Source organism: Sinorhizobium sp. GQ132 (genome assembly GCF_059758575.1).
Window position 1 is genome coordinate 19,152 of sequence record NZ_JCAXDX010000017.1, and the last position, 21,348, is coordinate 40,499.

At 61.9% G+C, this 21,348-nt stretch carries 22 protein-coding genes and 1 pseudogene; 22 read left to right on the forward strand and 1 reads right to left on the reverse strand.

Annotation, left to right across the window (positions count from 1 at the left end; genetic code table 11):
• Positions 1–47 precede the first annotated feature (47 nt).
• The 10 genes from nirK (at position 48) to AC6CIG_RS27005 (ending at position 8,490) form a co-directional block, all read left to right on the forward strand.
• Positions 48–1,178 (forward strand): copper-containing nitrite reductase, encoded by a 1,131-nt coding sequence (gene nirK / locus AC6CIG_RS26960; protein ID WP_498324156.1) that lies wholly within the window; start codon positions 48–50, stop codon positions 1,176–1,178.
• Between the two features lie 103 nt (positions 1,179–1,281).
• Positions 1,282–2,196 carry an SUMF1/EgtB/PvdO family nonheme iron enzyme gene (locus AC6CIG_RS26965; protein ID WP_498324157.1) on the forward strand — a complete coding sequence of 305 codons (915 nt, stop codon included), beginning with the start codon at positions 1,282–1,284 and terminating at the stop codon, positions 2,194–2,196.
• Positions 2,197–2,348: 152 nt separating this feature from the next.
• Entirely contained in the window at positions 2,349–3,044 is a 696-nt protein-coding gene (locus AC6CIG_RS26970) for a Crp/Fnr family transcriptional regulator (protein ID WP_498324158.1), read from the forward strand.
• Between the two features lie 107 nt (positions 3,045–3,151).
• Complete coding sequence (locus AC6CIG_RS26975) at positions 3,152–3,595, forward strand: pseudoazurin (protein WP_498324159.1); 444 nt, start codon at positions 3,152–3,154, stop codon at positions 3,593–3,595.
• 264 nt (positions 3,596–3,859) lie between these two features.
• A complete protein-coding gene (gene napE / locus AC6CIG_RS26980) occupies positions 3,860–4,045 on the forward strand; it encodes a periplasmic nitrate reductase, NapE protein (RefSeq protein WP_010967656.1) in 186 nt (61 codons plus the stop codon).
• Positions 4,046–4,052: 7 nt separating this feature from the next.
• Positions 4,053–4,553: a ferredoxin-type protein NapF gene (locus AC6CIG_RS26985; protein ID WP_498324160.1), complete on the forward strand. Its 501-nt coding sequence runs from the start codon at positions 4,053–4,055 to the stop codon at positions 4,551–4,553.
• The gene (locus AC6CIG_RS26990; RefSeq protein ID WP_498324161.1) at positions 4,546–4,833 is read left to right on the forward strand and encodes a chaperone NapD; all 288 of its coding nucleotides are present in this window, start codon (positions 4,546–4,548) and stop codon (positions 4,831–4,833) included. The genes AC6CIG_RS26985 and AC6CIG_RS26990 overlap by 8 nt, the downstream gene beginning before the upstream one ends.
• The gene (napA, locus tag AC6CIG_RS26995; protein ID WP_498324162.1) at positions 4,808–7,312 is read left to right on the forward strand and encodes a periplasmic nitrate reductase subunit alpha; all 2,505 of its coding nucleotides are present in this window, start codon (positions 4,808–4,810) and stop codon (positions 7,310–7,312) included. Before AC6CIG_RS26990 ends, napA begins: the two co-directional genes overlap by 26 nt.
• Entirely contained in the window at positions 7,282–7,785 is a 504-nt protein-coding gene (locus tag AC6CIG_RS27000; RefSeq protein WP_102763121.1) for a nitrate reductase cytochrome c-type subunit, read from the forward strand. Before napA ends, AC6CIG_RS27000 begins: the two co-directional genes overlap by 31 nt.
• 3 nt (positions 7,786–7,788) lie before the next feature.
• A complete protein-coding gene (locus AC6CIG_RS27005; RefSeq protein ID WP_102763120.1) occupies positions 7,789–8,490 on the forward strand; it encodes a cytochrome c3 family protein in 702 nt (233 codons plus the stop codon).
• Positions 8,491–8,554: 64 nt separating this feature from the next.
• Here AC6CIG_RS27005 and AC6CIG_RS27010 read toward each other — a convergent pair.
• Positions 8,555–8,912, reverse strand: a pseudogene (locus tag AC6CIG_RS27010) (universal stress protein); the annotation flags it as partial.
• Positions 8,913–9,039: 127 nt separating this feature from the next.
• Here AC6CIG_RS27010 and fixL point away from each other — a divergent pair.
• From fixL to ccoS, 12 genes are all read left to right on the forward strand, one after another.
• Positions 9,040–10,557 (forward strand): oxygen sensor histidine kinase FixL, encoded by a 1,518-nt coding sequence (gene fixL / locus AC6CIG_RS27015; protein WP_498324163.1) that lies wholly within the window; start codon positions 9,040–9,042, stop codon positions 10,555–10,557.
• Positions 10,550–11,164, forward strand: coding sequence for a response regulator FixJ (gene fixJ / locus AC6CIG_RS27020; RefSeq protein ID WP_411933407.1), 615 nt, complete (start codon positions 10,550–10,552; stop codon positions 11,162–11,164). The genes fixL and fixJ overlap by 8 nt, the downstream gene beginning before the upstream one ends.
• Positions 11,165–11,186: 22 nt before the next feature.
• Positions 11,187–11,609, forward strand: coding sequence for a response regulator transcription factor (locus AC6CIG_RS27025; protein WP_280951632.1), 423 nt, complete (start codon positions 11,187–11,189; stop codon positions 11,607–11,609).
• A 79-nt stretch (positions 11,610–11,688) separates the two neighbouring features.
• On the forward strand, positions 11,689–12,324 hold the full coding sequence (locus AC6CIG_RS27030; protein WP_102763116.1) for a helix-turn-helix domain-containing protein: 636 nt from the start codon (positions 11,689–11,691) through the stop codon (positions 12,322–12,324).
• Between the two features lie 882 nt (positions 12,325–13,206).
• Complete coding sequence (gene ccoN / locus AC6CIG_RS27035; protein ID WP_102763115.1) at positions 13,207–14,826, forward strand: cytochrome-c oxidase, cbb3-type subunit I; 1,620 nt, start codon at positions 13,207–13,209, stop codon at positions 14,824–14,826.
• A gap of 14 nt (positions 14,827–14,840) precedes the next feature.
• Positions 14,841–15,572: a cytochrome-c oxidase, cbb3-type subunit II gene (ccoO, locus tag AC6CIG_RS27040; RefSeq protein ID WP_498324164.1), complete on the forward strand. Its 732-nt coding sequence runs from the start codon at positions 14,841–14,843 to the stop codon at positions 15,570–15,572.
• A 12-nt stretch (positions 15,573–15,584) separates the two neighbouring features.
• Positions 15,585–15,737, forward strand: coding sequence for a cbb3-type cytochrome c oxidase subunit 3 (locus AC6CIG_RS27045; RefSeq protein WP_102763113.1), 153 nt, complete (start codon positions 15,585–15,587; stop codon positions 15,735–15,737).
• A gap of 3 nt (positions 15,738–15,740) precedes the next feature.
• Positions 15,741–16,610: a cytochrome-c oxidase, cbb3-type subunit III gene (gene ccoP / locus AC6CIG_RS27050; protein WP_102763112.1), complete on the forward strand. Its 870-nt coding sequence runs from the start codon at positions 15,741–15,743 to the stop codon at positions 16,608–16,610.
• Between the two features lie 236 nt (positions 16,611–16,846).
• Positions 16,847–18,421: a cytochrome c oxidase accessory protein CcoG gene (gene ccoG / locus AC6CIG_RS27055; protein WP_498324165.1), complete on the forward strand. Its 1,575-nt coding sequence runs from the start codon at positions 16,847–16,849 to the stop codon at positions 18,419–18,421.
• Complete coding sequence (locus tag AC6CIG_RS27060; protein ID WP_411933406.1) at positions 18,418–18,909, forward strand: FixH family protein; 492 nt, start codon at positions 18,418–18,420, stop codon at positions 18,907–18,909. Before ccoG ends, AC6CIG_RS27060 begins: the two co-directional genes overlap by 4 nt.
• On the forward strand, positions 18,906–21,179 hold the full coding sequence (locus AC6CIG_RS27065) for a cation-translocating P-type ATPase (RefSeq protein WP_498324166.1): 2,274 nt from the start codon (positions 18,906–18,908) through the stop codon (positions 21,177–21,179). Before AC6CIG_RS27060 ends, AC6CIG_RS27065 begins: the two co-directional genes overlap by 4 nt.
• On the forward strand, positions 21,176–21,343 hold the full coding sequence (gene ccoS, locus AC6CIG_RS27070) for a cbb3-type cytochrome oxidase assembly protein CcoS (protein WP_102763108.1): 168 nt from the start codon (positions 21,176–21,178) through the stop codon (positions 21,341–21,343). The genes AC6CIG_RS27065 and ccoS overlap by 4 nt, the downstream gene beginning before the upstream one ends.
• Positions 21,344–21,348: the final 5 nt, after the last annotated feature.

Genomic DNA, 21,348 nt, shown 5'->3' on the forward strand with positions numbered 1-21,348 from the left:
GAGCATGACCGGGCGATATTCGCTCCGTCTTCTCAAGGAGAGGTTCCATGTCTGAGCAATTCCAGATGACACGTCGCAGCATGCTGGCCGGCGCCGCGATCGCAGGCGCACTGACGCCGCTGGTTGGCGCCGTATCGGCCCATGCGGAAGAGGCGGTAGCCAAGGTGGCCTCCCTCGACGTCGCGTCGCTGCCGCGCGTCAAGGTAGATCTCGTCAAACCGCCCTTCGTCCACGCCCATGCGCAAAAGGCCGAAGGCGGCCCGAAGGTCGTCGAGTTCACGCTGACGATAGAGGAAAAGAAGATCGTCATCGACGAGCAGGGTACGGAGCTCCATGCCATGACCTTCAACGGTTCGGTTCCCGGTCCGCTGATGGTCGTGCACCAGGACGACTATGTCGAGCTGACGCTCATCAACGCGGACACGAACACGCTGCAGCACAATATCGACTTCCATTCGGCAACCGGCGCGCTGGGGGGCGGCGCACTGACGGTCGTCAATCCGGGCGAGACCACGGTGCTGCGCTTCAAGGCGACCAAAGCGGGCGTTTTCGTCTACCATTGTGCACCTCCCGGCATGGTTCCGTGGCACGTCACTTCGGGGATGAACGGTGCGATCATGGTGCTGCCGCGCGAAGGACTAACCGACGGCAACGGAAAGCCGCTTACCTATGACAAGGTCTACTATGTCGGTGAGCAGGACTTCTACGTGCCGCGCGACGCAAGCGGCAAGTTCAAGAAGTATGAAAGCGTCGGGGACGCCTATGCCGATACGCTCGAAGTGATGCGCACGCTTACCCCGTCCCACATTGTCTTCAACGGCGCGGTCGGGGCGCTCACCGGCGACAACGCGCTCAAGGCCGCCGTCGGCGAGAAAGTCTTGATCGTCCATTCGCAGGCGAACCGCGACACGCGCCCGCACCTGATCGGCGGCCATGGCGACTATGTCTGGGCGACCGGCAAGTTCCGCAATCCTCCCGAGGTCGATCAGGAGACCTGGTTCATACCCGGCGGCACGGCGGGCGCTGCCTTCTACACCTTCGAGCAGCCCGGAATCTATGCCTACGTCAACCACAACCTGATCGAGGCGTTCGAGCTCGGCGCTGCCGCTCATTTCGCCGTCACCGGCGATTGGAACGACGACCTGATGACCTCGCTCCTTGCTCCATCGGGTACCTGACTGAAGCAGGTCGCTCCGATGGCCCGCATCGGAGCGACCGGCACCCTCGCCGCCAGATCTCTCGGTGAGACCGGCAAGGAACGACAGTCGAAAGGAGGCCGCCATGGACGCACTTCCAAAAGGCAGAGAAGTCGCTCCCATCTCGCTTGCAATACCCTCCGCGGTCTTTCTGATACTCGCCGGAATCCTCGCAATTGAGACAGGGCTGCTGGGCAGCGCTTCGTCGGGCAGCGCCCTTGATGAACCGCCCGTCGTAACCGTAGCTCCGAGGGATTTCCGGTATCGTGCAGCCGGGGAGTTCTTCAAGAACGGCTATGCCGTCGACGGGCCGGTGGAGACTGTGCGCATGAGCGCGCCGCTCATCATCATGAAATATCAAGTAACCGCCGCAGACTACGCGCGCTGCGTCGCGGAACAGGCGTGCCCGCCCGCCGAACCCGAGCACGTACCCGCAGATCCTGGAAGCACGCCGGCAACGGGGGTCAGCTTCGACGACGCGCAAGCTTATGCCGCCTGGCTCAGCCGGCGAACCGGCACGATCTGGATGCTGCCGACGGACGAGCAGCTCGCCTTTGCGGCCGGCAGCCGTTTTCCCGACGACGCGCTCGACGTCGAGGACGACGGCTCCAATCCAGCCTTGCGGTGGATTGCCGACTACTACCGCGAGACCGCGCGCAAGGCCTCCCGCGAGCCGGAGCCGCAGCGACTCGGACATTTCGGCGAAAGCGAGACGGGCCTCACCGACTTTGGCGGCAATGTCTGGGAATGGACGACGACCTGCGTTAGGCGTGTCACGCTCGACCGCACAGGAAGCATTACCAGCGACACCTCATCCTGCGGCATCTACATAGCCACGGGCAAGCATCGCGCCGCGCTCAGTTCCTTTATCCGCAAGCCCAAGGGGGGCGGCTGCGCCGTCGGCGCGCCCCCGGACAACGTCGGCTTCCGTCTAGTGAAGAATACCCGTTGGTATGCACGCCTGCTGCAGGCGCTTCGCGAGAAGGGCCTCGACGTCTGAGGTGCATCGCATTGAAGGGTGCTTCTCAAGCACTCACGACAACCGCGTTCTGTCGCGCCGCGGATACTCTGCTTTGTTCCCTCCTTCCGCCATGATAGTGAGATCATGGTCGCGTTGGTTCCGATCCAAGGACTCTGCAGTAGGAAAATCGAATGAAGATCGACCGGAGTGTCGTACGGTCGCTTGCCCTGTTCGACAGGATGAGCGACGCGGATCTGGACAGGATGCTCGCCCATGCGACGGCAAGGCGCGTGCCCCAAGGTGACGCTGTTTTCGAGCAAGGTCAGAGAGCCACAAGCTTTTTCCTGCTCCTGCACGGGCGGCTGAAGGTGACCCAGGTCACCGAGGACGGTCAGCAGATCATCGTGCGCGTCGTCCATCCGGGTGACCTCTTCGGATTTGCAAAGGCGCTGCAGCGTTCGGATTATCCCGGTACTGCGACGGCCGTTACGGAAAGTCTTGCTCTTTCCTGGCCTACGGATCTCTGGCCGCAATTCGTCGAGCAGAATCCGCATCTAGCCGTCAGCACCATGCAGACGATCGGCCAGCGCCTCGAAGAGGCACACACGCGGATTCGCGAGATGTCGACCCAGGAGGTGGAGAGGCGCGTCGCCCATGCGGTGCTGCGCCTTTCGCGGCAGGCGGGCAAGCAGGAAAAAGGCGGTGTCCGCATAGACTTTCCGATCTCCCGCCAGGACATAGCTGAAATGACGGGAACCACACTGCATACGGTATCGCGCATTCTCAGCGCCTGGGAGCAGAAGGGGCTGGTCGAGGGCGGGCGGCAAAAGCTCATCATCTGCGACCTACCAGGCCTGGCGGCGCTCGCAGACGGCGGGCGCGACTAGGCAGATTCTCGCAGCTGTTTGACAAGCATCAAAGAGCCGGTGCTCTTTCTATTCTATCTCCTTGCCGCAAGAACCGAACAGGGTTCTGAAACCAAGGAGAATTTCAAGTGCGCATAATCGCAAAGGGCATGGCAGTCGCCGCAGTTCTTGCCGCCTTCACCGGTACAGCATTCGCCGCCGACTTCGAGGTCCGCATGCTAAACAAGGGCTCCGAGGGAGTGATGGTCTTCGAGCCGGCATTCGTCAAGGTTAATCCGGGCGACAGCGTCACGTTTGTTCCGACCGACAAAGGACATAATGTCGAGACGATCAAGGACATGATTCCCGACGGAGCGTCGGCCTTCAAGAGCAAGATGAACGAGACCTACAAGGTGACTTTCGACGCGCCAGGAGTCTACGGCGTCAAATGCACGCCGCATGTCGGCATGGGCATGGTCGCGGCAATCGTCGTTGGTGATGCGCCCGCCAATGTCGAAAGGGTGAAGGCAGTGAAGCTGCCCAAGAAGGCGCGGGAGCGCCTCGACGCCGCGCTCGCCGCGGCCCTTCAATAAAATCGGCAGAACGCCAAATCAATAACGGACCCGCCGCAGTGCAATCCTGTTTGCGACGGGTCCGTTTAGTGCTGTCATTGTTACTTTAGTAGCATCGAATAAATATACTGCGTCTTCACCTCCCTTGCCAAGTAATTGACGACGATCGATTTCTCAGAGTGTTCGAAGCCGAACCTACGAATTATCTCGGCCCCTCCCTTTATTTTTTTGCTCGAGGCACTAGACTTTCTCCAGGCCTATGCGTTTTGGCGAGGAGACGCTTGAATGCCCGATACCGACCAGCCAGCGGCGAGCCTTCCCCCCTCGCGGCGGCGAAACGAAATCATCACGTTTCTCGTGCTGGCGTTCGGTATCTGGCCGATCGTCGCGGTGGGCGTCGTCGGTGCCTACGGCTTTCTCGTCTGGATGTTTCAGATCATCTTTGGGCCACCCGGCCCGCCAGCGCATTGAGGGCGGCATGGGCGAGGGCCTCGACATATCACGGCGGAATTTTCTCCGCGGCTGCCATAAGCGGGGGAGTGGGCTTGTCTCTCCGCCGGGAGCAACCCCGCAAGGCCTCAAGGCCTGCACCGGCTGCGGACGATGCGTTGACGCCTGTCCGACTCACATCATCGGGCTGATCGCGAATCGCCCCGCGCTCGATTTCTTCATCGCGGAGTGCACCTTCTGCGGTCAATGCGCGGAACTTTGTCCTGAGCCGGTCTTCACCGGCCGGCTGAGACACTTTCCCCACGTCGCGATAATTGGCGAGAGCTGTCTTGCCAGGAACCGCACCGATTGTCAGGCCTGTCGCGACGCCTGTCCGACCGAGGCGATCCGCTTCCGTCCGCGTGCCGGCGGGCCCTTCTTGCCCGAGCTTGACGAAGAGGCCTGCACCGGCTGCGGCGCCTGCCTTTCCGTCTGTCCAGTGGCAGCGATAGGCATTCGCGAGGTCGACTGGGAGCGCGCCCATGTCTGATCGGAGCGCGTCCTATCACATCTCCAGCGCGGTCATCGTGACAATGCCGCATATGCAAGAGCGTGTCGTCGACAGTCTCGCCGAGATGCCGAACGTCGAAGTTTACGCCCATGAGGCGGGAAAGATCGTTGTCGTGATCGAGGGCACGAGCACCGGAATGCTCGGCGAAAGTCTTTCGCGTATCGCGATGCTCGAGGGCGTGGTGGCAGCGAACATGGTGTTTGAGCATGTCGAAACTCAAGGAGAGATCGGCCATGACCGGCGAACTGACGCGGCGTGATATCTTGAAGGCGCATGCGGCCGGCATCGCCGCAGCTACAGCGGGGCTCGCGCTTCCGGCGTCGGCGCAACCCGTGCCGGGCGGCGTCGAAGCACTTCAGATAAAGTGGTCGAAGGCGCCCTGCCGTTTCTGCGGTACCGGCTGCGGCGTCATGGTCGGCGTCAAGGAAGGACAGGTCGTCGCCACCCATGGCGACATGCAGGCCGAGGTTAACCGCGGCCTCAACTGCATCAAGGGCTACTTCCTGTCGAAGATCATGTACGGCGCCGACCGCCTGAAGACGCCGCTTTTGCGCAAGCGCAACGGCGCCTTTGCCAAGGACGGCGAGTTCGAGCCGGTGAGCTGGGACGAGGCCTTCGACGTCATGGCGGAGCAGGCGAAGAGGGTGCTGAAGGAGAAGGGACCCACCGCAGTCGGAATGTTCGGCTCCGGGCAATGGACGATCTTCGAAGGGTACGCGGCAACCAAGCTGATGCGCGCCGGTTTCCGCTCCAACAATCTCGATCCGAATGCCCGCCACTGCATGGCCTCGGCGGCCTACGCCTTCATGCGCACCTTCGGCATGGACGAGCCGATGGGCTGCTACGACGACTTCGAGCACGCAGACGCGTTCGTGCTCTGGGGCTCGAACATGGCGGAAATGCATCCGATCCTGTGGACGCGGCTCGCCGATCGAAGGCTGGGCCATGAGCATGTGAAGGTGGCGGTTCTTTCGACCTTCACCCATCGCAGCATGGATCTGGCCGACATCCCCATCGTCTTCAAACCGGGCACCGATCTGGCGATCCTCAACTACATCGCAAATCACATTATCCAGACCGGCCGGGTGAACGAAGACTTCGTCAGCAAGCACACGACCTTCATGGCAGGCGCGACCGACATTGGCTACGGCCTGAGGCCCGACAATCCGCTTGAGGTCAAGGCGACGCATGCCAAGGATGCGGCGAAGATGACACCGAGCGACTTCGAGAGCTTCAAGACTTTCGTGTCGGAATACACGCTCGAAAAGACCGTCGAACTCACCGGGGTCGAAGCCGGGTTCCTCGAACAATTGGCAGATCTCTACGCCGATCCCAACCGCAAGGTGATGTCGCTCTGGACCATGGGCTTCAACCAGCATGTGCGCGGCGTCTGGGTCAACCATATGGTCTACAACCTCCATCTGTTGACCGGGAAGATCTCCGAACCCGGCAACAGCCCGTTCTCGCTCACTGGCCAACCCTCGGCCTGCGGGACGGCGCGCGAGGTCGGCACCTTTGCCCATCGGCTGCCGGCCGACATGACCGTCACCAATCCGGAGCACCGCAAGCATGCCGAGGAGATCTGGCGCATTCCTCACGGGATCATTCCCGAAAAGCCCGGCTACCATGCGGTCGAGCAGGACCGGATGCTGAAGGACGGCAAGCTCAATTTCTACTGGGTGCAGGTCAACAATAACGTCCAGGCGGCTCCCAATACGCAGAACGAGACCTATCAGGGCTACCGCAACCCGGAGAACTTCATCGTCGTTTCCGATGTCTACCCGACCATCACGGCGATGAGCGCCGACCTCATCCTGCCGGCCGCCATGTGGGTGGAGAAGGAAGGCGCCTACGGCAATGCGGAGCGCCGCACCCATGTCTGGCACCAACTGGTGAATGCCCCCGGCGAAGCGCGTTCCGATCTCTGGCAGATGGTGGAGTTCTCAAAGCGCTTCACCACCGACGAAGTCTGGCCGGCCGATATCCTCGATGCCAATCCCGGCTATCGTGGCAAGACCCTCTACGACGTGCTCTTCAAGAACGGCAATGTCGACCGTTTCCCGGCAAGCGAGATCAACAAGGAATACACCAACCGCGAGGCCGAGGCCTTCGGCTTCTACATCCAGAAGGGCCTCTTCGAGGAATATGCCTCCTTCGGGCGTGGACACGGCCATGACCTGGCGCCTTATGACCGCTACCACGAGGAACGGGGGCTCCGCTGGCCGGTTGTCGACGGCAAGGAGACGCTCTGGCGCTACCGGGAAGGCTACGATCCCTACGTGAAGCCGGGGGAGGGCGTGAAGTTCTATGGACGTCCGGACGGCAAGGCGGTGATCCTCGCCGTTCCCTACGAGCCGCCGGCGGAATCTCCCGACGACGAATACAATGTCTGGCTGGTGACGGGCCGCGTCCTCGAGCACTGGCACTCCGGCTCGATGACGATGCGAGTGCCGGAGCTCTACAAAGCCTTCCCCGGTGCCGTCTGCTTCATGAATGCCGGAGACGCCCGCGATCGCGGCATCAACCAGGGCGCCGAGGTGCGGATCATCTCCCGCCGCGGCGAGATGCGCGCCCGCGTCGAGACCCGAGGCCGCAACCGCATGCCGCCGGGCGTCATCTTCGTACCCTGGTTCGACGCCAGCAGACTCATCAACAAGGTGACACTCGACGCAACCGATCCCATCTCTAAACAGACGGATTTCAAAAAATGCGCGGTCAAAATCGTCTCTGTCGCATAATGAAAAGCCCCGGTTCGTGGCTCGGAGGCCTGTTGGCGATCCTGTTCGTCGCAACGGGGGCGATTGCCCAGATGGCGGGCGAAAGGGTGCCGGAGCTTTCCGGACCGCCGCAGGAGATGGGCGAGGTAGAGGCGCACCCGATCCCCAAATGGGTCGTCGACGACGCCCGCAAGGAGCGCGCATATCCCGACCAGCCGCCGGTCATCCCGCATTCGATCGAAGGCTATCAGCTTTCGGTCAACACCAATCGGTGCCTATCCTGCCACAAGCGGGAGCTCACGCAGGAGTCCGGCGCGCCGATGATCAGCGTCACCCATTACATGACGCGGGAGGGGCAGATGCTCGCCGACGTTTCTCCGCGGCGCTATTTCTGCACCGCCTGCCATGTGCCGCAGGCGGATGTGCGCCCGCTCGTCGGTAACACCTTCCGCGACATGAGCGAGATGGGCGTCAAGCAGGCGGGGAGCGAGTAGGCCATGGCTCGGATAAAGCGCCTCCTAGTCTGGGTGTGGAAGATTCTGACCACGCCGGCCGCAACGCTCAGCCTCGCCTTTTTGACGCTCGGCGGCTTCGTGGGTGGTGTGGTCTTCTGGGGCGCGTTCAACACCGCCTTGGAGCTCACCAACACGGAGGAGTTTTGCGTCTCCTGTCATGAGATGCGGGCCAACGTATATGAGGAGCTTACGCGCACGGTTCATTTCTCCAACCGCTCGGGCGTCCGGGCGTCCTGTCCCGACTGCCACGTGCCGCATGAATGGACGGACAAGATCGCCCGCAAGATGCAGGCCTCAAAGGAAGTGTGGGGAAAGATTTTCGGGACCATCAACACGCGCGAGAAGTTCCTCGACCACCGCCTGGAACTCGCCAAGCACGAATGGGCGCGGCTCAAGGCCAACGACAGCCTCGAGTGCCGCAACTGTCACTCTTCAGCAGCGATGGACCTTTCCAAGCAGACGCAGCGTGCTGCAGAAATCCATACGCGCTACCTGCTGCCGGGCAGGGCGACCTGCATCGACTGCCACAAGGGCATCGCCCACGAGCTGCCGAACATGCAGGGCATCGAACCCGGCTGGAAGCTCCCACCCGAACTCGAAGGAGAGACGCTGCCTTCTGCTTCCGCGATCGACGAGCTGAAGCGGGTCATGGACGAGGCTCACAGCGCCGCGCTCGTGAATTAAGGCCGCTGGCCCCGAGGCATGTAGCGGGCGCTTCTGAAGTCTCCCAGCACGGGGAGAAGAAATGCTATCTAACCATCAAGACGGGCCGAACCGGTGCATCGATCATCGACTTGGTTACGCCGCCGAAAACCCTCTCGCGGATGCGCGAGTGCCCATAGGCGCCGATCACGATCAGGTCGGCCGAAGTGTCGCGTGCGTGCTGGGCGAGTACTCTTCGACCGGGCGGTCGGCACGCGCAAGCTGGTCGACTGTCACTTTGACGCGGTGTCGTGCAAGATAAGTGGCGACATCAGTACCGGGTTCTTCGCCGTTCTTGGTCTTTGGATCGACGAGCACCAGGTGTAACTCCTCGGCGTTTCGCATCATGTCCAGCGCTTCGGGGGCGGCCCTTGCGGATCGATGGTCGAGTTCCACTCAAGGAGACGTTCTTCGCAGCAAGCAGCGGGTTGGCTGTTTACGCCAGCATGGTCTATGGAAGAGTCTGGATGGTGCAAATACAGCGAAGACGCTAGACACTGCAGCGGTAAATAGTCCTTCGGTGGTAATGGGATGCCTTCAGTGAGCGTTGTTGAGAGGACTCGGTTGGGACGGTTGTTCGTCAGGTGGAGAGGCGACGGCGTCGCAGCCTATATTGTCGCCGCGATAGTCACGTCGGGCATTCTTGCCCTCAGAGTGACACTGCCGGAACCAATCGGCGAAGGCCTTCTTCTCTTCTCGTTCATCCCTGCGATCCTCGTCGCCGCGCTGGTCGGAGGCCGGAATGCGATTCTTTTCGCGGCCGGGCTGTCGCTTTTTGCGGCGGTTTTTCATCAGCAGATCACGAGTGCCGAGGGGCCGAGTGTTCTGGAACTGGTGGTCTTCGGGTCGGCAGTGCTTCTGATTGTGGCTCTGGGCGAATTGCTTGAGGCGGCAAGACGCGCCATCGACCGGACCGAGAACGTCGTAAGGGCTCGCGACGCTCATCTGAGATCCATACTGGATACAGTTCCGGATGCCACAGTGGTCAGCGCTACCGATGGCACAATCGTGTCCTTCAACGCCGCGGCCGTGCGGCAGTTCGGGTACGCAGAGGAGGAGGTCATCGGCCAAAACCTACGCATATTGATGCCGGAACCCTACCGCCGCGAACACGACGGATATATGCAGCGCTACATGACAACCGGGGAAAAGCGCATCATCGGTATCGATCGCGTTGTCTCCGGGCAGCGGAAAGATGGATCGACGTTTCCGATGAAGCTCGCCGTTGGGGAGATGCGGTCCGGCGGCGAGAGGTTCTTCACGGGCTTCATCAGGGACCTGACGGAGCGGGAGGAGTCTGCCGCAAGGCTCGAGCAGATACAGGCTGAACTGGCGCGCCTTGCCCGGCTCAACGAGTTGGGCGAAATGGCGTCGACGCTTGCCCACGAACTGAACCAGCCCCTTTCGGCGATCGCCAACTACTCGCATGGCTGTACGAGGCTGTTGCGAGACATGGACGACGCCATAGCTACGCGAATGCGCGAGGCGCTCGAAGAGGTGGCGCGCCAGTCGTTGCGGGCCGGCCAGATCATCAAACATCTCAGGGAGTTCGTCACAAAGGGGGAGACGGAGAAGGCGCCGGAAGACATCCGCAAACTGGTGGAGGAGGCCGCCGCGCTGGCCCTGGTTGGCTCCCGCGAGCAGGGGGTCAGAACGGTGTTCGAATATCTGCCCGGTGCCGAAATGGCAATGGTCGACCGTATCCAGGTCCAGCAGGTCCTCATCAATCTAATGCGCAACGCGATCGAGGCGATGCGCCTCGTCGACCGCCGAGAGCTGACGATCCGCACCATGCCGGCCGATGCGGGGGAGGTTGCCGTCGTTGTCGAAGACACGGGTGGGGGCATCCCGGAGGAAATCTCCGGCCATCTCTTCAAGCCGTTCGTCACGACCAAGGCAAGCGGAATGGGCATCGGGCTGTCCATTTCTAAGCGGATCGTCGAGGCGCACGGCGGTGAGATGACTGTCTCGAAAAATGCGGCGGGCGGAGCCACTTTCCGGTTCACGCTTCCCGCCTATGTAGATGAACGGATCGTTGCAAATGACTGATTATACGGTGCACATTGTTGATGACGAAGAGCCGGTCAGGAAGTCCCTGGCCTTCATGCTGACAATGAACGGATTCGCCGTGAAAATGCATCAATCGGCCGAGGCCTTTCTGGCGTTTGCGCCGGACATCAGAAACGGGGTTCTTGTCACGGATTTGAGAATGCCGGACATGTCCGGCGTAGAGCTTCTGCGCAACCTCGGCGATCGCAAGATCAATGTACCGTCGATCGTGATTACCGGGCACGGCGACGTTCCCATGGCGGTGGAGGCCATGAAAGCGGGGGCGGTCGATTTCATAGAGAAGCCTTTCGAGGATACCGTGATCATCGAGGCAATCGAGAGGGCATCTGAACATCTGGTCGCTCCGCAAGCCGACGCGGACGAAGTCAACGATATCCGAGCTAGGCTCCAGACGCTGAGCGAGAGAGAACGCCAGGTGCTCTCCGCAGTCGTCGCCGGCCTTCCCAACAAGTCGATCGCCTATGATCTGGACATCAGCCCGCGCACTGTCGAGGTGCACCGCGCCAATGTAATGACCAAGATGAAGGCGAGGAGCCTCCCTCATCTCGTTCGAATGGCTCTCGCCGGTGGCTTCGGTCCTTCCTGATCCGCCGAGTTGATCTCGCGCAATGCGGTGCGTTGCCGCAAGCGGCTTAATGGCGGCTCATTGCGGCAGATGCACGTCACATTGCGCGGGACTCAAATTGTTGGATGCGAAAACCATCATCGTCGTTGCAGCGGACCAGGGCCTCCGACGGTCCGTGGCGTTCGCACTTGAGGTCGAAGGATATGCGACTCAGTCTTACGACACTTTGCGGGCAGCCGAGGATGCTTCCCGGGTGGCGCTCTGCACGATTCTCGACGACGACATACTGAGATCCGAGCCTCAAGCCGCCGCGCAATTCCTTAGCAATTACGGGGGCCGGGCCATCCTGCTGGTTGACGGCCTGTCGGTCCTTCAGCAAGGTGTGGACTACGCGACATTGACGAAACCATTCACCGGTCCCGACCTGCTCAGCGTGATCAACAGCCTGATCGAGGCGGCTAAGTAGTTTCCCTTAGTGATCTAACCGAATTTCTCCAAGTCACGCGAATTGGCAATCTGTCCCCACATCGAAAAGGGGATAATCCATGTACGCCGCTGCAACCGCCAAACCACAGTCCATCGAGGTCGAACACCTTGGGCCGGCCCCAATTTCTAGGCCCCACCTTGTCGCCACTTACAAGCCCGGTCGCGAGATCTATGCCGAGGGCGATCTGAACGACAAGTGCTATCAGGTTTCGACCGGAGCCGTACGTGTCTACCGCCTCCTTTCAGATGGACGCCGACAAGTCGTATCCTTCCATCTCCCAGGCGAAATGTTCGGTTTCGAAGCCGGATCCAACCATTCTTTCTTTGCCGAAGCCATCACGGAAACAACACTGGCCATTTTCGGGCGCCGGCATATGCAGGAGCGTTCGCGGGAGCTTCTCGCGCTCGCCTTGACCGGCATGGCACGGGCTCAGCAGCATCTTCTGGTAATCGGCAGGCAATGTGCCGTGGAACGGATTGCCGCATTCCTCGTTGATCTTTGCGACCGTCAGGGAGGAGGCAGGCAGCTTCGCTTGCCCATGTCGCGACAGGATATTGCGGACTACCTCGGCCTGACGATCGAAACCGTGTCGCGCGTGGTGACAAAACTGAAGGCGCGTAGTGTCATCGCGCTCAGGGACGCGAGGACGATCGACATCGTAAGGATGGAAGCTCTGCGTTCGCTCTGCGACTGAGACTGGCCCGGGCCGCGCAGCATGCTCCTCTGATACTCCGCCGCCGCCAACCAGCGTGGTCTAGCGGGAGGAGGGAGGAGCCATGTTCGTGAGCGAAATGTCTCGTGAGGAATGCCATGGCGTAGTGGCCGCCGGAGATCTCGCGGCTGGCATGCTCCAGGGACGGCCAGCCCCACATCGTGCCGATTACCTACGCGCGCCGGGTAATAAACTCTATTCCTTTTCCATGCTTGGCCAGACCGGATGCGCAGCAGCCCAAAGTTTCGCTGCAGATTGCGGAGTTTGCCAGCAATGGCCGGTGGAAGAGCGTGGGCGTAACCTACCGGCGGCGCAAGGCTGCCATCAGAAGCGTATTCACGCCTGGTGCCTGCTCGAAAGGAGACCCGAATGGCGGGAACCAAGAGGCCTCAAACCTGTACCGTAATAAATCTCACCTGCCCAGAAGAGATCTCAGGCCGTGTGCGCATATCTTCTTCTGCGCCGAGATGCACGAGATAACGGTCCGGGCAGCCTGCCCGGGTGAGCGGTAGTTTCCCGCATGCGCAGGAGATCCCCTCCGACGGTTCTCCGCCCGAGCTTCCGCCGCTTTCCTGTGCAGCTCCGTTAGGGCCGATCCCACGAGCCAAACCGGCAAACTTCCGCGCATTGTCACGTCGCTGACCGCATCGCTGTGCGAGCGGAGGAGGTCGCATCGTTGCATAGCCATGTCTTTTCGCTCGCTGTCTGGCTCCTTTTGAACTACCGGCCGCCATGTCTCGCGAGCTCCAAAGCAACTTGATCTGGATCAAGGTGCCAAGGGCCGGGCTCTGACAATTCTCGCAATAGTGTTGCTGCCCGCGCCGCATGCGCCAGTCAGCGGTTAAAGAGAGTTGGGGTCCAACCATGAAACACACAGTCGAGATGGTCGTGCTTGCCGTCGGCGCCTTCCTTGCGCTGGTCGGAGCCGGCCTTGCGCAGGACCGCCAGTTCGGCGCGCACATGTGGGTGCTGTTCTTCGTGCTGCTCGCCGGCACCCTGGTGCTCATGCGCCGCGTTGACTTCCGTCCGGCTCGCGCGGGTCATCCGGGCCGTCGGAGCGAATACTTCGACGAGGTCGTGAAGTACGGCGTCATCGCGACGGTATTCTGGGGCGTGGTCGGCTTTCTCGTCGGCGTCGTCGTCGCCCTTCAGCTTGCCTTTCCCGACCTCAACGTAGAGCCCTGGTTCAATTTCGGCCGGGTACGGCCGCTTCACACGTCCGCGGTCATTTTCGCCTTTGGGGGCAACGCGCTTATCGCAACTTCGTTCTATGTGGTTCAGCGTACGAGTCGCGCGCGCCTATTCGGTGGCGATCTCGGCTGGTTCGTTTTCTGGGGCTATCAGCTCTTCATCGTCCTCGCGGCGACCGGCTACCTGCTCGGCATCACGCAGTCACGCGAATACGCGGAACCTGAATGGTACGTCGATCTCTGGCTCACCATCGTCTGGGTTGCCTACCTCGTCGCCTTCCTCGGCACGATCCTGAAGCGCACCGAGCCGCACATCTACGTGGCGAACTGGTTCTACCTCGCCTTCATCGTCACCATCGCGATGCTGCACGTCGTCAACAATCTGGCGGTGCCCGTCTCCTTTCTGGGTTCGAAGAGCTACTCCGCATTTTCCGGGGTGCAGGACGCGCTGACGCAGTGGTGGTACGGACACAACGCAGTGGGCTTCTTTCTCACGGCGGGCTTCCTGGCGATTATGTACTACTTCATCCCGAAACAGGTGAACCGCCCCGTTTACTCCTATCGGCTGTCGATCATCCACTTCTGGGCGATCATCTTCATGTACATCTGGGCCGGTCCCCACCACCTGCACTACACGGCGCTGCCCGACTGGGCGCAGACGCTCGGCATGGTCTTCTCGATCATGCTCTGGATGCCCTCGTGGGGAGGGATGATCAACGGCCTCATGACGCTCTCTGGCGCCTGGGACAAGATCCGCACCGACCCGGTGGTCCGCATGATGGTCATGGCCGTCGCCTTCTATGGCATGGCGACCTTCGAGGGCCCGATGATGTCGATCAAGACGGTCAACTCGCTCAGTCACTACACCGACTGGACCATCGGCCACGTCCATTCCGGCGCGCTCGGGTGGAACGGACTGATCACCTTCGGCGCGATCTACTATCTCGTACCGAAGCTGTGGAACCGGGAACGGCTCTACAGCGTGCGAATGGTCAATTGGCACTTCTGGCTCGCCACCCTCGGCATCGTCGTCTACGCCGCTGTTATGTGGGTCGCCGGTATCCAGCAAGGCTTGATGTGGCGCGAATACGACGACCAGGGCTTCCTCGTCTACTCCTTCGCGGAAACGGTCGCGGCCATGTTCCCCTACTATGTCATGCGCGCCGTCGGCGGCGCCCTGTTCCTCGCCGGCGCGCTCCTCATGGCCTTCAACGTAACAATGACGATCCTCGGTCGCGTCCGTGACGAGGAACCGATCTTCGGTGCTGCGCCGCTGCCGGCGCCTGCAGAATAGGAGGGCATCAGACCATGTCCATTCTCGACAAACACGCGATACTCGAGCGCAATGCCACGCTGCTGCTGATTGGCTCGCTCCTGGTCGTCTCCATCGGCGGAATCGTCGAAATCGCGCCGCTCTTCTATCTCGAAAACACCATCGAGAAGGTCGAGGGCATGCGGCCATACTCCCCGCTGGAGCTTGCCGGCCGGGACATCTACGTCCGCGAGGGATGCTACGTCTGTCACAGCCAAATGATCCGTCCGTTCCGTGACGAGGTGGAGCGCTACGGCCACTATTCGCTGGCGGCGGAGTCGATGTACGACCATCCCTTTCAATGGGGTTCCAAGCGAACTGGACCGGATCTCGCTCGCGTCGGCGACCGCTATTCCAACGAATGGCATGTCCAGCACCTGATCGAGCCCCGCTCGGTCGTGCCGGAATCTGTGATGCCGAGCTACGCCTTCCTCAAGGACACGCCGCTCGAGGTGAAGAATGTTGCCATAAGCCTCGAGGCGAACAGGGCGGTCGGCGTCCCCTACACCGACGAGATGATCGATAACGCGGGTGCGGACCTCAAGGCCCAGGCTGATCCGAATGCCGACGGTTCGGGCGTAGAGGCACGCTATCCCAAGGCCAAGCTCGGCGACTTCGACGGTGATCCGCAAAGGCTGTCGGAGATGGATGCGCTCGTCGCCTATCTCCAGATGCTGGGCACGCTCGTCGACTTCTCCACCTACGACGACACCACCGGCTATCGCTGAGAGGGAGGCAACATGGAAACGTACACGGCCATGCGCCATTTTGCCGACAGCTGGGGATTGCTCGCCATGACGTTGTTCTTCCTCGGCGTCGTTTTCTTCATCTTCCGCCCCGGCGCCAAGAAGGCTGCAGCTCAGGCGTCTGTCATCCCGTTGAAGGAGGACTGATCCATGACCGACAAGCACAAGCACGTCGACGAGGTCAGCGGCGTAGAAACCACCGGACACGAATGGGACGGCATCCGCGAACTCAATAATCCGATGCCGCGCTGGTGGGTCTACAGCTTCTATGCCACGATCATCTGGGCGATCGGCTATGCAATCGCCTATCCCTCGTGGCCTATGCTGACGGAGGCGACCAAGGGCATGCTCGGCTATTCGAGCCGCGCCGAGGTCAGCGTCGAACTGGCCGCAGCCAGGGCTGCCCAGGCCGGCAATCTCGAGCAGATCGCATCGAGTTCGGTCGAAGAGATCATAGCAAATCCGCAACTGCAGCAATTTGCCGTTTCAGCCGGGGCTTCCGCCTTCAAGGTGAACTGCGCCCAGTGCCACGGCTCGGGGGCTGCGGGCGGGCAGGGTTTTCCGAATCTCAACGACGACGACTGGCTCTGGGGCGGCAAGCCCGAAGAGATCTATCAGACTATTGCTCATGGGGTTCGACACGCCGGCGACGCGGAGTCGCGCGTTTCGGAGATGCCGCCCTTCGGCGACATGCTGACGCCGGCGCAAATGCAGCAGACGGCAGCCTACGTCGTGAGCCTCACCCAGGCACCGTCGCAACCGCACCTCGTCGAGCAGGGCAAGCAGGTCTTTGCCGACAACTGCGCGTCCTGCCATGGCGCGGACGCGAAAGGCAACCGTGAGATGGGAGCACCCAACCTCGCCGATGCGATCTGGCTCAAGGGAGAGGGCGAGCAGGCGGTGATCGCGCAGATGAAGACGCCGAAGCACGGCGTGATGCCCGCATGGCTGCCGCGCCTCGGCGACGACGCCGTCAAGCAGCTCGCGGTGTTCGTCCACTCGTTGGGCGGCGGCGAGTAGAGGTCCAAGATCATTCGGCCGTGAACCCGTGCGGCCGATTTTCCTGGTCACGGGCGGGGTTGGCCAGATTTCGTTCGTCTACGAGCAGGCGGGACAACCGCTCAGTTCAAAGCCCTTGGGGATGTCCCACCGCAATGTGCGGCATCCGGGCGCGGACTTGACGCAGATCAAGGTGACCTGAGTGCACATCGGCAAAGGTCGCCTCACAAGCGAAACTATCGCCGGGACCTGCCTGCATGCTCCACCAGCCAATAACTAATGGTTCAGTCGAACGGCTCGATGCGGAAGCGGTCAATGCCGCGCGTGTGCGAGGGCCGCTCTACGAGAAGCGTCGGAAGATCTTCCCGAAGCGGGCCGAGGGCCGCTTCCGCCGGTTCAAGTGGCTGGTGATGCTAGTGACGCTTGGCATCTACTACCTGACGCCGTGGATCCGCTGGGATCGCGGGGCGCATGCGCCGGATCAGGCGGTCCTTATCGACCTCGCTTCCCGGCGCTTCTATTTCTTCTTCATAGAGATTTGGCCGCAGGAGTTCTTCTTCGTGGCGGGGCTCCTCGTCATGGCGGGCTTCGGGCTTTTTCTTGTGACCTCTGCAGTCGGGCGAGCCTGGTGCGGCTACGCCTGCCCGCAGACCGTCTGGGTCGATCTCTTCCTCGTCGTCGAGCGCTTCATCGAGGGGGACCGCAACGCGCGCATGCGCCTCGACGCCGGACCGTGGAGCCTCAACAAGATACGCAAGCGCGTGGCCAAGCATGCTATCTGGCTGGCGATCGGGGTTGCGACCGGCGGCGCGTGGATATTCTATTTCGCCGATGCGCCCTCGCTCTTGTCGAGCCTGGTCGCGCTCGATGCGCCGCCGGTCGCCTATACCACGATCGGAATTCTGACCGCGACAACCTACGTCTTCGGCGGGCTGATGCGCGAGCAGGTCTGCACCTATATGTGCCCATGGCCGCGCATCCAAGCGGCCATGCTGGACGAGAACTCGCTCGTCGTCACCTACAACGACTGGCGGGGGGAGCCGCGCTCGCGGCATGCGAAGAAGGCTGCTGCGGCCGGCGAGGTCGTCGGGGATTGCGTCGACTGCAACGCCTGCGTCGCCGTCTGTCCCATGGGCATCGACATCCGCGACGGCCAGCAGCTCGAATGCATCACCTGCGCGCTCTGCATCGACGCCTGCGACGGTGTGATGGACAAGCTCGGCCGTGAGCGCGGGCTGATCTCATACGCGACGCTCAGCGACTATGCCGCCAATATGGCGCTCGCGACGAGCGGCGGGACCGCGGCGATCGATCCAAGTCGCGTGCGCGACGCCAATGGCGCCTCCCGCGACAAGGTGCGGCACCTCAACTGGCGCATCGTCTTCCGGCCCCGCGTTCTCGTATATTTCGCCGTCTGGTCGATTGTCGGACTCGGTCTTCTTTTCGGCCTGCTGACGCGCGACCGGCTGGAACTGAACGTCCTCCACGACCGCAACCCTCAGTTTGTCGTCGAATCCGACGGCTCGGTGCGCAACGGCTACATGGTCAAGCTGCTCAACATGATCCCCGAACAGCGCACCATCAGCCTGACGATCGAGGGTATGCCCGCCGCCACCATGCGGGTGGCCGGGCAGGCGACGGGCGACGGACGCAGCATCACCATCGGCGTCGAGCCGGACAAGGTCACCCCGCTTAAAGTCTTCGTCACGTTGCCGAAAGGCAGATTTGCCGAGGCGGAAGAGGGTTTTTCCCTCATAGCGGAGGATCCGTCCAGCCACGAACGCGATGTGTATCAGGCCAATTTCAATCTGCCGGGAGCAGCAAGACAATGAGCACGGCAACGAAACAGCGCGGATTCACCGGTTGGCACATGGCGGCGGTGATGGGCCTCTTCTTCGGCACCATCATCTCCGTCAATCTCGTCATGGCCTGGAACGCCAGCCGAAGCTGGAGCGGCCTTGTCGTCGAGAATACCTACGTCGCTAGCCAGCAGTTCAACGGCAAGGTGGCCGAGGGCCGCGCCTTTCAGGCCAGCGGCGTCAAGGGGCGGCTAACGGCCGGACCCGGCGCTATCCGCTACGTCCTCACCCGGAACGGCGAACCGGAGCGACAAATCGACAAGGTCATTGCCGTTCTCAAACGACCGGTTGAAGAGCATGAGGACCTTCGCGTCGAGCTCCATCCTCGGGGCGAGGGCGCTTTTGTTTTGAGTGAAGAGCTGAAGCCCGGTCAATGGATCGCCGCCATGACGGCCATGGCGGGGGATGCGGTGGTCCACCGCCAGACTATCCGCTTCATTGCAGAGGGAGGAGACAAATGAGCTGCTGCGCCGTTGGTGCGGCAACCATGGTTCCCGCAGGAGGGCAGGCGTCGCCCGCCTCCGAGGAACTTTGGCTTGCGAGCCGGGACCTCGGAGGCGGCCTGCGCCAGATCGAGTTGAGCGTCCCCGGCGCTTATTGCGGCGCCTGCATCGCCACGATCGAAGGAGCGCTGCGCGTGAAGGCCGAAGTCGAACGCGCCCGCGTCAATCTCTCCTCCCGTCGCGTTTCAATCGTCTGGAAGGAGGAGGTTGGGGGTCGTCGCACCGATCCCTGTGATTTCCTCCATGCCATCGCTGAGCGTGGCTATCAGGCACACCTCTTTTCGCCCGGCGGGGAGGAAGGCGATGACCTGCTGAAGCAGTTGATCCTCGCGGTCGCCGTTTCGGGCTTCGCCGCGACCAATATCATGCTGCTCTCCGTGTCAGTCTGGTCGGGGGCGGATGCGGCCACCCGCGATCTCTTCCACTGGATCTCGGCGCTGATCGCCGGACCGGCGCTGATCTATGCTGGCCGCTTTTTCTACAAGTCGGCATGGAACGCCATTCGCCGCGGGCGAACCAACATGGATGTGCCGATCGCGCTCGCGGTCAGCCTTTCCTATGGCATGTCTCTCTACGAGACGATCGGTCATGGCGAACATGCCTGGTTTGATGCATCCGTGAGCTTGCTGTTCTTCCTGCTGATCGGCCGAACGCTCGATCGCATGATGCGGGGCCGCGCACGAGCGGCGATCAGCGGTCTCGCACGCCTGTCGCCGCGCGGGGCCACCGTCGTCCATCCGGATGGCTCGCGCGAGTACCGCACCATCGACGAGATCAAGCCAGGCGAACGCCTGTTCGTCGCTGCCGGCGAGCGTATCCCCGTCGATGGACGGGTGGTGTCTGGGACGAGCGATCTCGATCGTTCCGTGGTCAACGGCGAGAGCTCGCCGGCGGTGGTCGCCACAGGAGATACGGTTCAGGCCGGCACGCTCAACCTCACGGGTCCGCTCACCCTGGAGGCAACCGCCGCGTCGCGCGACTCGTTCATCGCCGAAATCATCGGATTGATGGAAGCTGCCGAAGGGGGCAGGGCGCGCTACCGACGCATTGCCGACCGCGCCGCCCGCTATTATTCGCCGGCCGTCCATCTGCTGGCGCTCCTGACCTTCGTCGGCTGGATGTTGGTGGAGGGAGATGTCCACCATGCCCTGCTGATCGCCGTGGCGGTGCTCATTATCACGTGCCCCTGCGCACTCGGCCTTGCCGTTCCCGTCGTCCAGGTCGTAGCGGCCGGGCGGCTTTTCCAAGGCGGTGTCATGGTCAAGGATGGCTCGGCGATGGAGCGCCTAACTGAGATCGACACAGTGCTCCTGGATAAGACCGGCACGCTGACCATCGGCAGACCACGGCTCGTCAACGCGCACGAAATCGCACCGGGTCGGCTCGCGTTGGCGGCGGCTATCGCGGTGCATTCGCGCCATCCGATCGCAATAGCGATTCAGAATTCGGCAGGGGCAGTCTCTGCGCTTGACGGCGATATCCGGGAAATTCCCGGCGCCGGCATCGAAGTGAAGACCAACGACGGAGTTTATCGGCTCGGGAGCCGCGGCTTTGCGGTCGGCGATCCGGGGTCTGCCGCCGTGCAGTCGGAGGCAATCCTGTCGTTGGATTTTCGTGAGCTTGCCTGCTTCCGGTTCGAGGACCGGCCGCGTCCCGCTTCGCGGGAATCGATCGAAGCCCTTGGCCGCCTGGGCATTGCGACCGGAATACTGTCCGGCGACAGGGAGCCTGTGGTGGCGGCCCTCGCCAGCAGTTTGGGGATCTCGAACTGGCATGCCGAACTCTCGCCACGCGAAAAGGTCGAGGCATGCGCCGCTGCCGCCGAGGCAGGTCACAAGGCCCTGGTCGTGGGGGACGGCATAAACGACGCGCCCGTTCTGCGTGCGGCGCACGTTTCCATGGCTCCGGCGACTGCCGCCGATGTCGGACGCCAGGCTGCCGACTTCGTGTTCATGCATGAGCCCCTTTCGGCAGTTCCCTTCGCCATAGAGACTTCGCGGCATGCCGGCCGACTCATCCGGCAGAACTTCGCGCTGGCGATCGGCTACAACATCATCGCCGTGCCGATCGCAATTCTTGGCTACGCGACGCCGCTCGTCGCGGCTGTCGCGATGTCCACCTCGTCGCTCGTGGTAGTCTTCAATGCTCTGAGACTGAAGCGCACCCTCGCCGCCGGCAACGCCGCGGGACCAGCCACATTGATCCATTCAGGCGCGGTGACCTCATGAACACCCTCATCTATCTCATACCGATCGCACTCAGTCTCGGTGGTCTGGCGCTCCTCGCGTTTCTGTGGGCACTCAAGAGCGGGCAGTACGAGGACCTCGACGGAGCCTCCTGGCGCGTACTCGAAGACGGCGATAACAAGGGTGAATCAAGCCAGACTTTCTAGCTATT